Annotated in this window: 11 protein-coding genes and 3 pseudogenes; 4 read left to right on the forward strand and 10 right to left on the reverse strand. The window is 49.7% G+C overall.

Annotation, left to right across the window (positions count from 1 at the left end; all coding sequences use genetic code 11):
- The first annotated feature begins 280 nt into the window (after window positions 1-280).
- From CKW16_RS20680 to CKW16_RS20690, 3 genes are all read left to right on the forward strand, one after another.
- Window positions 281-505: a hypothetical protein gene (locus CKW16_RS20680; protein ID WP_095130233.1), complete on the forward strand. Its 225-nt coding sequence runs from the start codon at window positions 281-283 to the stop codon at window positions 503-505.
- A gap of 242 nt (window positions 506-747) precedes the next feature.
- Window positions 748-1,032, forward strand: a complete 285-nt coding sequence (gene tnpB / locus CKW16_RS20685; protein ID WP_256580531.1) for an IS66 family insertion sequence element accessory protein TnpB — start codon at window positions 748-750, stop codon at window positions 1,030-1,032.
- 679 nt (window positions 1,033-1,711) lie between these two features.
- Entirely contained in the window at window positions 1,712-2,800 is a 1,089-nt protein-coding gene (locus CKW16_RS20690) for an acyltransferase (protein WP_095130235.1), read from the forward strand.
- A 185-nt stretch (window positions 2,801-2,985) separates the two neighbouring features.
- Here CKW16_RS20690 and CKW16_RS20695 read toward each other — a convergent pair.
- From CKW16_RS20695 to CKW16_RS20735, 10 genes and pseudogenes are all read right to left on the reverse strand, one after another.
- A pseudogene (locus CKW16_RS20695) lies at window positions 2,986-3,748 on the reverse strand (transposase); the annotation flags it as partial.
- Between the two features lie 57 nt (window positions 3,749-3,805).
- A pseudogene (gene tnpB / locus CKW16_RS32350) lies at window positions 3,806-3,997 on the reverse strand (IS66 family insertion sequence element accessory protein TnpB); the annotation flags it as partial.
- A gap of 36 nt (window positions 3,998-4,033) precedes the next feature.
- Window positions 4,034-4,195 (reverse strand): hypothetical protein, encoded by a 162-nt coding sequence (locus CKW16_RS32665; protein WP_256580532.1) that lies wholly within the window; start codon window positions 4,193-4,195, stop codon window positions 4,034-4,036.
- A 179-nt stretch (window positions 4,196-4,374) separates the two neighbouring features.
- On the reverse strand, window positions 4,375-4,791 hold the full coding sequence (locus tag CKW16_RS20705; protein WP_095130237.1) for a GtrA family protein: 417 nt from the start codon (window positions 4,789-4,791) through the stop codon (window positions 4,375-4,377).
- Window positions 4,788-6,074 carry an NAD(P)/FAD-dependent oxidoreductase gene (locus CKW16_RS20710; RefSeq protein WP_095130322.1) on the reverse strand — a complete coding sequence of 429 codons (1,287 nt, stop codon included), beginning with the start codon at window positions 6,072-6,074 and terminating at the stop codon, window positions 4,788-4,790. Before CKW16_RS20710 ends, CKW16_RS20705 begins: the two co-directional genes overlap by 4 nt.
- A 2-nt stretch (window positions 6,075-6,076) precedes the next feature.
- Entirely contained in the window at window positions 6,077-7,006 is a 930-nt protein-coding gene (locus CKW16_RS20715) for an NAD(P)-dependent oxidoreductase (RefSeq protein WP_095130239.1), read from the reverse strand.
- Entirely contained in the window at window positions 7,003-8,625 is a 1,623-nt protein-coding gene (locus CKW16_RS20720; RefSeq protein ID WP_095130241.1) for a hypothetical protein, read from the reverse strand. Before CKW16_RS20720 ends, CKW16_RS20715 begins: the two co-directional genes overlap by 4 nt.
- 62 nt (window positions 8,626-8,687) lie before the next feature.
- Entirely contained in the window at window positions 8,688-9,428 is a 741-nt protein-coding gene (locus tag CKW16_RS20725) for an SDR family oxidoreductase (RefSeq protein WP_046047960.1), read from the reverse strand.
- Complete coding sequence (locus CKW16_RS20730; RefSeq protein WP_095130243.1) at window positions 9,425-10,741, reverse strand: FAD-binding oxidoreductase; 1,317 nt, start codon at window positions 10,739-10,741, stop codon at window positions 9,425-9,427. The genes CKW16_RS20725 and CKW16_RS20730 overlap by 4 nt, the downstream gene beginning before the upstream one ends.
- Window positions 10,738-12,159 (reverse strand): UbiA family prenyltransferase, encoded by a 1,422-nt coding sequence (locus tag CKW16_RS20735; RefSeq protein WP_046047958.1) that lies wholly within the window; start codon window positions 12,157-12,159, stop codon window positions 10,738-10,740. The genes CKW16_RS20730 and CKW16_RS20735 overlap by 4 nt, the downstream gene beginning before the upstream one ends.
- Window positions 12,160-12,649: 490 nt before the next feature.
- On the opposite strand from CKW16_RS20735, the pseudogene CKW16_RS20740 reads away from it, so the two are divergent.
- Window positions 12,650-14,160 (forward strand): annotated as a pseudogene (locus CKW16_RS20740) (UDP-N-acetylglucosamine 4,6-dehydratase family protein).
- Window positions 14,161-14,180 lie beyond the last annotated feature (20 nt).

The raw sequence follows: 14,180 nt of genomic DNA on the forward strand, positions 1-14,180 counted from the left end.
ATCCCCCCCACAAAGAGTGAGGCACGTCAGTAACCCCCGCGAATCATCCATTTTTCACCGTTCTCTCCGTAGACCACTCCGCTCGCCTTGGCGTCGATCCGGGCACAGATCCGCTTCTCGCAAGTGCTGAATTTGATCTTTCCGCCCCGCCGTTCCAGGTCAGTGGCATTCGCTCGCAACTCCGGTTTACAACAGGAAGGCGAACGCTCGGACCGAAGAAAAACTTAACGTCGTGTCCGGGATTAGTTGACCACTACAGTTATTTTCGGAGGCCATCGTCATGATCGATCTAACGCTGGAAAGTATCGATCTCGGCAAGCATTGCTTTCATCTGCATGACCGCTACAAGATGACCTGTGGGGATCGCCAAACACCGGAGGACGTTGCTCAACAGATACTCAAGCAAGCCTTCAATGCCGCGTGCGATATCGCCCGGAGCATCCATCAGCATGTCAAAAAACGCGAATCCCTGATACGAAATCGATTGCTGGGGCTCATGTATTAGCCGGTTGGACTACCACGCGATGTCATCGGTAGAATTCTAAAAGTATTACGCAATGAGCTTGGGGGGCAAGAAAATCCGGGACGATTTAGTCTTCCCCAGTACCCGCTCCTCGGAGCGTAGCCGCTCCATAAACCCTGCTTCTTGGAAGGTGGGGTTTATGGCGCGTTTACTTGTTTTTAGCGGTGATCTCGGATGCAGTGCTCCCAATTTTTTCTGGAGCCCGCCCACCATGATGCGACCCGATGCCAAAGTCAAAAAAAGTGTATCTGTACCCCAAGCCGGTCGACTTGCGAAAATCCATCGACGGCCTGACTGCGCTGGTCGAGTTGGACATTAACGTCGCGGTATTTGACCCCGTGCTTTTCGTCTTTCTGAATCGCCCTCGTAATCTAGTGAAAATCCTTTACTGGGAGCGCAACGGCTTCTGCCTTTGGCTTAAGCGCCTGGAGTCTGAACGGTTCAAAACCTCGCCCGACGTCACTGATGAGGCGATCGTGCTGACCGTACAAGAGCTGAACGTATCGTAAGCGCTCCATGAGCCCCACATTTTAAAGGTGGGGATCTATGGCTATCTTGGAATTTGCGGCGTGTAGTTCCACGGCAGCAAGGCCTCGAAGTCTTCTACGCTCGAGGCTTGTGGCATGCGCACGGTGGTCGACTACGAGACGTTGTTGCCGTGGAACTGCTCACCGGACATGTCACGGTAAACGGGAAGCGCATCTGGCGGTAGGTGTACTTCGTGGATTGCATACGAACAAACGACGGCGTCTCTCAGCAGCGCCGGGCGCGACCTACGCCACGATAGTGTGAGCTCCTCGAAACTCGCAATACCGTGACCTGCCGGATCCGAAACGACAGGCGACGAGCGGTCCAAGGCTCAGGAACTCCTACGCTCCTGACCTCCCCGACACGCTTTATCGCAACGACGTCTTGGCAGAGGCAGCAGCACAAGCGCCTTCAGAGTGGCAGCGCGCTCCAGCTCGCAGTTGGACGGTGCATAGGCTGATTGAGCTGCAAGAGGACCAAGTGGCGTTGTATGATCCTCACCGCGTCATCAATGACGGCACGGGAGTACGTGTGATCCAGGCCAGCAGCGAGACATTTGCCCAGGCCTGACGAAGCGCCGGGCTATTGCCCTACGCGGCCAGTGAGCTGCGGAAGAATAGAAATTTCTTATCATTTTTAATTAAAATCAGGCGGAAATACATGCTGCACAAGGATAATAACTTGAACTTGTTACGGTTGGTTGCCGCGCTGATGGTGCTATATGCTCATTCATTCGATCTGTACGGCAACTCCCCGAAGATTTTTATTGGTCTTGATTCCTATGGCGGGCTCGGGATTGCGATATTTTTTATAATTAGTGGTTATTTGATTGCAAAAAGTTGGAGTTTTGATCCTTCGGTCATTAGTTTTTTAGTTAAGCGATCGCTGCGAATATTTCCAGCCCTGATTGTTGTTGTCGTGGTAACTTCGTTTCTGCTTGGTCCCGTTTTTTCCACTTTGACAGTCAAGCAGTATTTCTCGGATCTGGCATTTATTATGTACTTGAAGAATATAATTTTAAGTCCGGTATTTTATTTGCCGGGCGTGCTGGAGCACTCCAGAGTTGCCAATGTGATCAATGGTCCTCTATGGAGTTTGCCTATCGAGTTTTTCATGTATTTGGTAGTCGTGGCGCTTGGGCTTCTATTCAGTGGCGGTCGTCTTATATACACAATTGCCACAGCATTGTTTGCGCTGATTGTGGTTTTTTGGTGCTGGCGAGATGCGCCTTTGTTGGTGGTTTACGGTACTGATGTAAGAAACATTCCGTTGATAGGCATCTATTTCATGATTGGGGCATGTTATGCGAAGTGGGGGCTCGAACGGTGGTTCAGTCTCTCCGGCGTAACTGTCATGGTGATGATGACCCTTCTTCTGGCACCGTATTCATCGATTTCGAAGTCCCTGCTATGGCTTACGTTGCCGTATGTCGTCTTGGCATACGGACTTTCCAGAAGTTGGTTGGGAAGCTTGGTTAATAAAGTGGGTGACTGCTCTTACGGTGTGTATATCTATGCTTTTCCGGTTCAGCAGTTTGTTTTGCTCAAATTCCCCGGCATTGCCTATTCAACCTACCTTATTGTTACAGTGGTCATTACTCTGGTTTTGGGATACGGCTCTTGGCATTTGATAGAGAAAAGGGTTCTCAAATTCAAGCCAAAAAATAAAGTCAGGCCTGTATCGAATGGTGTTGATGCCGATTCGGCGTTCAATCCTGTTGTGGGTGAGAAGCTCACTTCAGGGGCTTGAGTAAGTGTATGTATTTATGATGTAACAGTCACTCAGGTTACCTATGAAGAGCTACAGGGTCTGCCGCGACAGCGCAGACGCCTGACGATCCTAAAACCCCCCAGGGTTTCATAATGCCCGGTTTATGGATCAGCTTCTTCGTAACTGATCCATAAACCCCACCTACCGCAAGGTGAGGCCTTGGTTTACCTTGGCATTTCCGGTGAGCAGTTCCACGGCAACAACGCTTCGTAGTCTTCTACCGTGGATGCATGCGGCAACCGCTCAAGTACGTGGCGCTGCCACGTATAGGGCTCTTGGTCGTTGACCTTGGCGGTCTCGACCAAGCTGTAAATCTGAGCACTGGCGGTGGCGCCTTTGGGCGTATCGCTGAACCGCCATGCCTTGCGTCCTATGACAAACGGTTTTATTGCGCGCTCGGCTCTGTTGTTGTCGATCGGTAAAAAACCAGCCTCCACGTAACGCTCCAGCCGGCTCCAGTTGCTGGCCAGATAATTAACGGCCTTGCCCAGTGCGCTTTGCGAAGTGACCTGCGGCTGTGTTTTTTCCAGCCAGCTTTTCAGCTAGGCCAGGATTGGCTCTTTAAGTACCTGGACGCGGGATTGGGCTTTCCAGTAATCGGTCGCGCATCAGGTTCGGCAGTGGTTGAAAGTGTTCGCTGCACTGGATCACCCAGCGCGCCAGTGTTTGCCTCGGTGTATCGATACCGTGTCGGCTTAACACCGTCTAGAAACGATGCAACGGCAGGCCGTCGACATACTTGGTGGTCAGCAACATCGTCAGCACGCTTGGGCTGGCCATGCTCTTTTCGATCAACTGAGCCGGTATGTCCGCAGTGACCGGAGCCGTTTCACAACCACGGCAGCCATAGACCTTGCGGACATGTTTGATGGCGCGGATTTGCATCGGCACGATGTCCAGCTGCTCGCTGGTTTCTTCGCTGATCAGCCAAAGGCAAAAGCCGTTGCGCTCCCAGTAGAGGATTTTCACTCGATTACGGTGGCGATTCAGAAAAACAAAAAGCACGGGGTCGAACACGGCGACTTTAATATCCAGCTCGACCAGCGCAGCCAGGCCATCGATAGACTTTCGGAAGTCCACGGGCTTGGGGTAGAGGTACACTTTTTCGACTTTTGCATCGGGGCACATCATGAGGTGCTGGCTCCAGAAAGAGTTCGGGAGCACAGCTTCGAGCATCAGATTTCGACTTGGAATGTGGGCTTCATGGAGTGCTTACGCCAGAGATGCCACGGTAAACGAGGCGGTAGTCTGGCGGTAGGTATAGTTCATGGATCGGATACCGACCAAGGCGGCCATGCCATCGATAGATTTTCGGAAGTCCACGGGCTTGGGATAGAGGTAGACTTTTTCGACTTTAGCGTCGGGGCGCATCATTGGTGGCGGGCTCCAGAAATGAATTGGGAGCACAGCATCCGTGATCAGATGGCAGCAATGAATGTGGGGTTCATGGAGCAGTTACGCTTCTTGAGCACGTTCCATGATAAAGAAGGATATTAGATGAGGACGTGAGTCTTGGGATGAATGCGCGCGGCCTGAGCCGCCGCGCACACGTTTTATCTACTTTCCGGAATATCTCTAAACGCGAATATTTTATAGAAAAGGAAAGTTGTGATAGTCGGCAGCGTAACCGCTATTGCGTGGGCAATTGATTCAGTATAGGCGTGGTAGCCGAGTGCCTGCAGGCCCTCATTTATTTTTATCGCGGAAAACCAAACAATCGGAAATGACAGCAGGTTCATAAAAACAAAGCCTTTTGCTTGCTCGATGACTGACTTTTCCGATTTTTTGAAAATGAACATCCGATTTAACGCAAATGCTGTTGCCATTCCCACTACGTAGGCAAGCACGATTGCCCATGAGAACGGCATCCAGAGACTGAATACTATTCGCGAAAGCCAATTCAGGAATGCGGCGAACCCGCCGGCTGCCGCAAAACCTACAAACTGCTTAGTGAATAGATACCTGATCATTGGCTCGCCTGTTTCGCTAATTTTCTGCCAAAACCGATACTTTCCGAAATACCTCGATCCTCAGGATAGTAGTAGGAGGTGTCGGCAACCCATAACCCTTTAACAGGCAGCGATACAGAGGGAAGCTTGTCCAGATATTTCGGGTCGCAGATCGGCTGAGCATAGCGGTAACGGCTGGCGTGTAATTCAACGATGTCTTCATCTTGTAACTCTGGATTTATCTTCTTCAAGTAATATCGAACCTTTTCGAAAAAGGTTTCGTCCGAGTCTTGAAACTTAGGGTGCTCGCCGGGTAGGTAGAAAGGAATGTAAACGATGTGTTGATCCAGCGGTCTCAAGTTGCTGTATTCCACTAACCCGGGAATGTCCATCTCCGGGTCGTTGGTGTTGAGCCAAAAATTTTCGGTCAGCGGCTTTTTTAACTTGACGATTACGCAAACGACAGCGATATTTTTCAGTGATTTAAAGCGGTTCTGAACGTCTTCAGGCAAGTCCGGTATCAATTTTGGTACGTAGGGCAACGGTACGGTACTGATTACCTTATCGAACTTCAAAAACTCCCCTGCCACGTTCAAGCCCTGAATCATACCGTTTTCAATGACGACTCGTTCGACTGGGGATTTCAGTTTAATCTCACCGCCGTGTGCTTCGATACTGGCTTTCAATGCATCAAGAAGCGTCTGAGAGCCACCCTCAAGATAACCAAGTTTTTCCTTGAACAAGCTGTAACGCGATCTTCCGATACGGCGGATTCGACTCCAGATCCAGGCAGCGGATAAATTGTCGCTGTACTCATAGAATTTGTAATCAAACAAGCGGCGCCAAAGTACTTCCCAAGCTTCAGCCCCCACCCATTTTCGAATCCAACCGGTGGCTTCGACAGAGTCCAAAGGCTTCCAGTCATTACGTTTGGTGCACAGGAATGCAAACAGTCCGTAGCGGAATTTGGCCTGAAAACTGAGCCCTTTAAACTTCAGCAGTGCTGCCGGATTTCCCCAGGACTGCAGCCGGTCTTGGTACCAGTAACCCATTTTTGTTTCAACCCAGCGCATTTTTTCAGCCAGGTCAAGTTCGTCCAGAATGGTCAGAAAATCGCTGTCAGAGATGCAATGGAAATGATAATAGCGTTCTATGGTCAGACCCAAAAAATCGAAAGACGCAGTCATCCCCCCGATACGATCGTCCGCTTCGAACAAAATAGGAGTGTGCCCGTCTTTGGCCAGTTGATAAGCGATTGCCAATCCCATTGGTCCAGCGCCTAATACGGCGATTCGCTGTCCCATCATTAAAATTCCAGCACAATATTGCTATAAGTTGGATGATTAAATGTTTCGTCTATGGCGATGGCAAAGGGGGTGTAGGGTACCCCAAAGATTGAAGGCCAGTCGATGACTTCAAACTCATCTTTTGTACTCAGGGCCGCTAACTGTTGCGTTGTAAAGGGCGGGTTTTTATCAAAGAGTGCCCACATCCAAAGCAAGGCATAAAAAAGTGTATAGGGTATTTTCACGATTTTTGTTTTCGAGTGAGTCACTCGTTTTATTTCGCGGATGATATCAATGTAATCAATTTTTTCATGTCCGGAAATATTGAAAATACCTTGTTTTTTTTGCTGCTCGATACAACTGATAATGATGTTGGAGAAATCACCGGCGTAAAGAGGCTGGCGCATAAACTTACCGTCGCCGGGGATTGGGTACACTGGCGTTTTTTTCATGAAGCGGGCAAGCCAGCCGAGGTGCTTGCGGTCAAACCAGCCATACATAAGGGTTGGTCGAAGAATCGGGCAGGAAATATTGCTGGCTAATACCAGCTCCTCTTGTTCACGCTTTGTTTGCGTATAGAAGTCGTCGGCTTTAGATTCCAGTACAGACGAGCTAATGTGAACAAGGTGCATGTTCGGATTGGCCTTTATCAAGTCCAGTATTAGGCGTGTTGAAATCACATTGTTTTGTACGAATTCTTGATAGATATTGCCACCGATTTGAGCTTGTAGCATGACGACCACTGCCGAGCCAACAAAGTGTTCGCTCCAACTACCTTTTTTTGAAAGGTCCGCATACTCAATAGTCAGTTCTGGGTGAACAGACTTTAATATGGCGAGGTTCGTTCGGTGTTTGTCGAGCACCACGATGTCAGTGTATCCGCGGCTTTTTAAACGTGCCACCAAATTTTGCCCGACCAAACCTGCTCCGCCTGGAAGAATTATTTTCATTTTGGCTCTCCATTTAAGCTCAGCATACTTAAGTTGGATCTTCGTTTCAGGCAGTAATTGATGCAGCTAGAAAAACCAAAACTAAGAAAGATACTTACTATGGGCAACAGTGCAAGCATTTCCTTGGATCGAACAGTCAGTAGCATCAACGAAGAACTAACCAGTAATGCTATAGACAAGACTAACAAGCTTGCCTGGAAGGCTTTTCTGATGTTTTGTGTTTTAGATATAGCGATACATGAGACGAGCGCCAGCAAGGCATAGACCCAAGGTGGCGGAGTCAGGAAATTCATCCAACCAAAAAACGCCATGCCTTGGTGTTGTGCTTTCTCGGCAGGATTCCAGTACAGCAAGTGTTGAGGTATACGGCCCGGAGGGGGGGTCAGTTTAACGCTGCCATCTGCTTGAATATTGTCACCAATAAGCAGACCCAGGCTATTTGATTTTAAAGGTGTGAGTTGGAATGGTTTTTCGGTGAAAAAAGTTAACCACCCCGTGATCAATTTCGCGATGTAAGCGGCGGGTATCGCCAGCACCGATTCTTTATACACGGCTATACCTAGGGCGTCTGTTTGCGGAAGCCCGATATAGTAATAGCCGGGAATGGCCGAAGTATGAATGTTAAATGTTTCAGGCAGGGGATGCTTGGTCGTGAAATCAATCAACTCCGAGCGCGATGCGTTCATCAGATAATTATATTGTGCGAGGTAGGGGGCTCTTACTTCTTTTGGTGCGCCCCAATCAACGTCTTGATAGGCTGCAGCCCTGAAATATTCCGGTGGTAAAATTGCGCCAAGGGCCCGCCACCTCAAACTGTTGATTCCCAGCTTGTTTGGTTCCTGAGTGATGTAGTTATTTGGTATTGCGTCAATTAGAACCCAAGCATGATCGTAACTCAGTTGTCGTGAATTGGTCGTCGGGTAGTGAAAGATTTCGACAAATACAAATATAATTGTGGTGCTCGCCGATAGGGTAACGATGGCTGTCGCGATTTTCCAAGTCCAGTCCTTGCTGTCAAAAATTACTAACATCGCAATGACAGGGGCGATTACCAGTGAATTGAACTTTACAAGGTAGGCAATCGTAAGAATAACTGCGGACAGTATATACAGAATTATTTTTGCATCATTTTTTACATCGAACGCCCAGAGAGCGGTCAGCAGTGCGATGGCAAGTAAGTCTCCTTGTAGCCAGTCCGGTCCGATGGAATTGACCCCACCCATGAAAAACAGACTGCCACCCCACGCGAGGCACATAAGTGTGGCTGAGATTTTACCAAATACTTTATTGCACATGAATGTGCTAATTGCGATGGCGAACAAGTGGAAGTAAAAATGAATGTGCTGTAAGTGTCGCAACCATTTAAGATTATAGATGTCTACCCCGTTGGGTACGCCAGCAAAATCCAGTGCGTAGCGTGCGGCCAAAGTATATCCACTGGCGTGAATAAGATTGGATACACTGGAGAAAATCATCTGAGCATAATTTGGATAGTCAAAGGCAGCAATATTGATAGGGTACGTTTTCAGGTAGTACAGGTTCAACAGAATGACAATGACTAGGGCAATTAGTAATAAATGCCTTTGAAGCAGATTGCCTAGGGTATTTAAAGCTGACATTGAAGAGCCCTGTTATCGATGAAGCTGGATGTATACAGTTTTATCACTTGCAGTAAATCTGATTATAGATTTATCCGCTTGAATATAAAGTTTGGTAAATGTTTGATAATAAGCATTATTAGTGCCCAGAATGTTGGGGTGTACAGCGTGTTGGTTTTATTTTGCACCGCTTTGACAATGCTAAGTGCTACCTTTTCGGGTTGTGCTATCAGCAGGGGAGGCAGGTTGAGCCCCTTGGTCATAGGTGTTTGAACAAAACCGGGTTTGATGGTAGTCACCGAAACGCCGACTTTGAATAGTCTTGCGCGCAAACCCTCGCAGAATGTGGAAACGGCAGCTTTTGCTGTGCCATATAAATAGTTGGAGGGTCGCCCCCTGTCGCCAGCTACCGAAGAAATGACCGCCAATGAGCCATGTCTTTGAATTTCAAATTGATTGCCCAGCAACGTGAGTAACGCGATGACAGAAATAGCGTTGTTGGACAGCTCTTGCAGCGCTAGATTAACGTCGTTTTCACACGCTTTTTGATCGGGCAGTGTGCCATGGGCAATGAGTGCGATATCAATCTGTTTCAGCGTGGTCAAACAGTTTTTCATCATCACTGAGTGTGCCGCGATATCAGTGGCGTCCAGACGGTAAGAACTCACTGCTGTTGCGCCATGAACTTTCAGGTCGTTGGAAACCTGTTCAAGTTTTTCGGTATTACGTCCTACCAGAAAAAACTCAGCGCCGTCTTTTGCCCAGAGCCGGGCGCACGCTGCGGCGATGGCGGACGTAGCTCCAATTATTAGTATTCGCTTCATGACGTTACTCTTTTCCAAAATCGGGATTTGAGGGCTGGGTCGCGTAATGCTTCCACTTTTTCCCACGCAGGATAGAAGCTTCTAAAATGTTCACCACTCATATGAGCGTCTTTGGCTGGATAGAGCCTGCCCCCTGACTCCGCGACGATGGTATCAAGTCGGCGAAACAAACCTGACTCCAGTCCAGCGTGTTGTGAGAAGTCGAGTGCCAAAGAAGTGCCGGGCATTGGAAAAGACAGCAATCCTGGAGAAGGCATTTCCCCGCAGCGTTTCAAGACGGCCAGAAATGAGCCTTGACCTGCTTTCGCGATGGCGCTGAGCAGTTCATGGACTGTCGCTTCTGCATGCGTATCGGGTATGACGCACTGGAATTGCTGGAACCCTTTGGAGCCATAAATTCGGTTCCAGTTAAGAATTCCGTCCAAGGGATAGAAGAAGGGTTCGTAGTGAACATTTTTACGCGTTCTTTCAGCGGGCTGTGCGTGCCAGTATATGTTGTTAAAACACTTTAGCGTGTGTGGGGTGATCGGAGATATAAATGGCGCAAAGGGGACGTTGAGTTTTGATTTTTTGGTGAGCGTCAGCTCGCCATAGGGTGCATGGTCGCCCGCAATGAAAACGCCTCTCCCAACATCACTTCCTTTCGCCAGGCAATCAATCCAGGCGACGCTGTATTCGTGTTGATGATCAAGCTCTTCCGACAATAAAAAGAACTCTTTCAGGTTGCTGAAACGCACTTTTGTACTGTCGATAGCACTGGAATTTATAGAGATCAAGTTGATTTCGCCCCACGTGATGATACCCGTGAGGCCAAGCCCGCCGATGGTTGCCGAATACAACTTGGGATTTTCATATGAGGAGCAAACCAGTGCACCCTTATCGCTTCGCAGTAGCCCGAAACGCGTGACATGGTTACCGAAAGTGCCACGTCGGTGGTGGTTTTTACCATGGACATCATTGGCAATGGCACCGCCAACCGTCACGAATTGAGTGCCGGGAGTGACGGGCAGGAACCAGCCGTTGGGGATGGCAATATCCAGAATCTGCGCCAGTGTTACCCCAGCTTCAACGATAATGCGGCCTGTCTGCCAGTCAGCCTTTATGAATCGATCCATCAAGCGTGTTTGAATCACCTGATCACTGGTCGCCAAGCAACTGTCGCCATAACTACGGCCATTTCCGTATGGTAAGGTTTCTTCGTAAGTGTCCCGCAAGCTTGTCAGAACGCCCTGTAGTTCGGATCTCCAGCTGCATGGCGTGGCTGTCTGTGCATGTTTTGGATATCGGCCCCATGAGTAAAGATCTGAAGTCATGCTGCTGCCCAAAAAACAACACAAAATAATGCGCCGACTATTAGACTGACCCGGTCACGAATTGCGAATACAACGGGGTCCTCATGGATTAGACCCCGGTGTGTCAGCATCCAGACACGTGTGATCCAAAATAGCAGCAGGGGACACGCCAGCCAGATGATCTGGGGGCTTGAGTAGAGAGCGATGGTCGCCTGGTCATGTATGTAGAGCGCCAGCACCATCACGGCGAGGTATCCGGAGGATGCCCCTAAAGAAGAAATCATTTCGAGGTCACCGGGGTAATAACCGCGCCCCCGGGTTTTCTCTTTTTTCCCTTTTACTCTGGCATCACGCAGCTCTGCGTAGCGTTTGACCAGTGCCAAGCTTAAAAACATAAACATCGAGAAAGCCAGCATCCAAAAGGTTAGCTGAAGCTGGAACGCTGCCGCACCGGCTATGATCCTCAATGTATACAGAGCTGCAAGGGCAATGACGTCAATAGACATGCGGCGCTTTAGATCAAGTGAGTAGGCAAGTGTCAGTGCGTAATACGCCAGTAGCACTGCCGAGAACTGCCAGGGTAGAAATAACGCGGCGCCGGCGAAGGCAGCACACAACAAGAGCGGGAACGCCACAATTCCGGTTATGATCGACAGGTCACCAGAGGCAAAGGCTCTACATTTTTTTGAATGATGATGGCGATCATCCGCCAAATCCAGAAGGTCATTCAGAATGTAAACGCTGGATGCACACAATCCGAATAACAGGAACGCAAGTATTCCCTGCCGAACCATCATTGGATTCATTACTTGGTGCGCCGCAAGAAGTGGGACGAAAATCAGGGCGTTCTTCATCCATTGGTGGATCCTGATTGCAGAAACCCAGCTTTTTAAAGGTACTACACTCGACAGAAGCGTTTGTTTAACGTTGCCCATCGCTTGTGCTTTACGCAAAACGCCTCGTTCAGGCTCAACCACATAAGCATGTCTTGCTGCCGACCATACCGGGATGTCGTCATGAGAATTACCTACATAGTCGAACCCTGACTCGCCAAAGTGTTCAATCAATAAATCCCGCTTGGACTCTGCTGTCAGATTGCGTTCTTCATTGGTCGCCAGTACAAGATCAAAAAGTTGCAAGTACTCTGCAATTTTCTCGGCCAGAGTGTAATGGCTGGCGGTGGCAAGTACGATGAGTCGATTTTCATTTTTTGCAATTTTTATCAACTCCAGCACGGCTGGGTTGTAAGGTAAAACATTAACATCTATATCGGTTGCAGAAGCCAGTTGCGACTTCAGCACAGTTTTACCTTGCGCCAGCCAGCCTACCGTTTTATAGAGCTGAAATGGATGGCGACGGATAAATGCCATGCCGGTTTCTACTAATAGGTCCGAACGCAACAACGTTCCGTCGAGGTCAACCACGAGGGGGAGGGTCACAAGAACTGTCCTTGAATGCTGGACTGAGAAATCAGTTTGTTAGGTCGATGGAGGCCGCCGGAGGCGATATAGTTGCTCCGATGGCTAGCCAACATCCACACTAAGTTTGCGGGGCACGTTACCATAGAGAGGGCTTGGCGTCATGGATCCAGTGCCAATGAGACGCACCCGGATAGACCTTATGGCATAACCATAGACGGTGAGTATTTTTCATTGCAAAGTCCTTTATTCCTCAGGTGTGCCTCAGGAACATCAGCTGTAGGGAAAGGGCCTGTGTTTGTTCGGACCGCTGGCGACCCGACCGCCGGAATGTCTGGTCCATAAATAGATCCAAGCGTGATTGATGTAATTCAGGTTTATAGTGTCGGGGCTCGGCGATAGAACCCACACGATTTTTGTAGCCCGCTGAATGGAGTTCTCTTAGGTGCTTGATAGGAGTATGGACAGAATGAGACTGTTTTTGTTGGCGCTACCGCGTCGATAGAAAAGACTGCTGCAAGTCGTTACGGATGTGGTTCTGGTATGGGCTGCGCTGTGGATGGCTTACGTGGTGCGTTTGGGTGTTGACGAGATGGTCAATCCTTTCAAGGTGCATCTCTGGTTGTTCCTTTTCGCGGCTGTGGTTGCGATTCCACTTTTTGTCCGCTTCGGCATGTACCGAGCTGTCATGCGTTATTTTGGTAATGACGCATTGATTGCCATCATAAAGGCCGTCAGCCTTTCATCTCTGATCCTGCGGTCGTGGTTTATTGGTACAGCAATCACGAAACGGTCGTGCCTCGCTCAATAGTCTTTAACTACTGGTGGCTAAGCCTCGTCATCATCGGCGGTCTGCGCCTGTGCATGCGTCAATATTTCATGGGCGACTGGTTCACCGCCGCGCAGCATGTACCGTTCGCCAACCGGGATGTCACAGGCGCTGGCGGATCGATCGGCGCAGAGCGTTGCCGGCAGATCTTCTCGCTTGGCCCAACGACGCTTCTGTTGTTCGAACACAGCGAATTCAATCTATACAGCATCCTCTCGGAACTGGAGCAGCGCGCTTGTCGTAAGTCGGTTTCGGTCAAATTGTTGCCAATTCTCGGTTTCATCCGCCACCAGGACAAACTTCTGGATGTGATGAAGACCTGGGGTGTGGACACCGTCTACCACGCTGCCGCTTATAAACACGTCCCGATGGTCGAGCGCAACATTGCCGAAGGCGTGCTGAACAACGTCATTGGCACGCTCAACACCGCTCAGGCTGCGTTGCAGTCGGGTGTGTCCAACTTTGTGCTGATCTCCACCGATAAGGCCGTACGTTCCACTAATATCATGGGCAGCACCAAGCGTTTGGCCGAGTTGACCCTTCAAGCCCTCAGTCGTGAAATCGCCCCAGTGATGTTCGGCGACAAGGCCAATGTCTCCCGGGTCAACAAGACCCGTTTTACCATGGTGCGCTTTGGCAATGTGCTGGGTTCTTCCGGTTCAGTGATCCCGCTGTTCCACAGCCAGATCAAATCCGGTGGCCCGTTGACGGTCACACACCCGAAAATCACTCGCTATTTCATGACCATCCCAGAAGCCGCGCAACTGGTGATCCAGGCGGGCTCCATGGGGCAGGGCGGTGATGTGTTTGTTCTGGACATGGGCGAACCGGTGAAGATTGTCGAGCTGGCAGAGAAGATGATTCACCTGTCCGGTTTGAGCGTGCGTTCGGAGAAGAATTTGCAGGGGGATATCTCCATCGAGTTCACCGGGCTACGTCCCGGTGAGAAGCTTTATGAGGAGTTGCTGATCGGCGACAACGTGCCAGCGACCCAACATCCGATGATCATGACGGCCAACGTAGATCATCTGCCCCGGGATGTGCTCAAGGGCCGTTTGAGGGAGTTGCTGATTGCCGTTGATCATGACGATTACGCTCGCGTCCGCCAGATCCTGCGCGAAACCGTCAGCGGCTACACCCCTGATGGCGATATCGTTGACTGGATCTACCAGCAACACCGCCTCGAACCCTGATTGTTTCACATCCTGTAACG

Source organism: Pseudomonas sp. Irchel s3h14 (genome assembly GCF_900187425.1).
Lineage (GTDB): Bacteria > Pseudomonadota > Gammaproteobacteria > Pseudomonadales > Pseudomonadaceae > Aquipseudomonas.

Coding starts and splice junctions, on each gene's coding strand:
- CKW16_RS20715 (WP_095130239.1), bottom strand. CDS start 7,006: ATGAAAATAATTCTTCCAGGCGGAGCAGGTTTGGTCGGGCAAAATTTG.
- tnpB (WP_256580531.1), top strand. CDS start 748: ATGCCAAAGTCAAAAAAAGTGTATCTGTACCCCAAGCCGGTCGACTTG.
- CKW16_RS32665 (WP_256580532.1), bottom strand. CDS start 4,195: ATGATGCGCCCCGACGCTAAAGTCGAAAAAGTCTACCTCTATCCCAAG.
- CKW16_RS20730 (WP_095130243.1), bottom strand. CDS start 10,741: ATGACTTCAGATCTTTACTCATGGGGCCGATATCCAAAACATGCACAG.
- CKW16_RS20720 (WP_095130241.1), bottom strand. CDS start 8,625: ATGTCAGCTTTAAATACCCTAGGCAATCTGCTTCAAAGGCATTTATTA.
- CKW16_RS20725 (WP_046047960.1), bottom strand. CDS start 9,428: ATGAAGCGAATACTAATAATTGGAGCTACGTCCGCCATCGCCGCAGCG.
- CKW16_RS20690 (WP_095130235.1), top strand. CDS start 1,712: ATGCTGCACAAGGATAATAACTTGAACTTGTTACGGTTGGTTGCCGCG.
- CKW16_RS20680 (WP_095130233.1), top strand. CDS start 281: ATGATCGATCTAACGCTGGAAAGTATCGATCTCGGCAAGCATTGCTTT.
- CKW16_RS20705 (WP_095130237.1), bottom strand. CDS start 4,791: ATGATCAGGTATCTATTCACTAAGCAGTTTGTAGGTTTTGCGGCAGCC.
- CKW16_RS20710 (WP_095130322.1), bottom strand. CDS start 6,074: ATGGGACAGCGAATCGCCGTATTAGGCGCTGGACCAATGGGATTGGCA.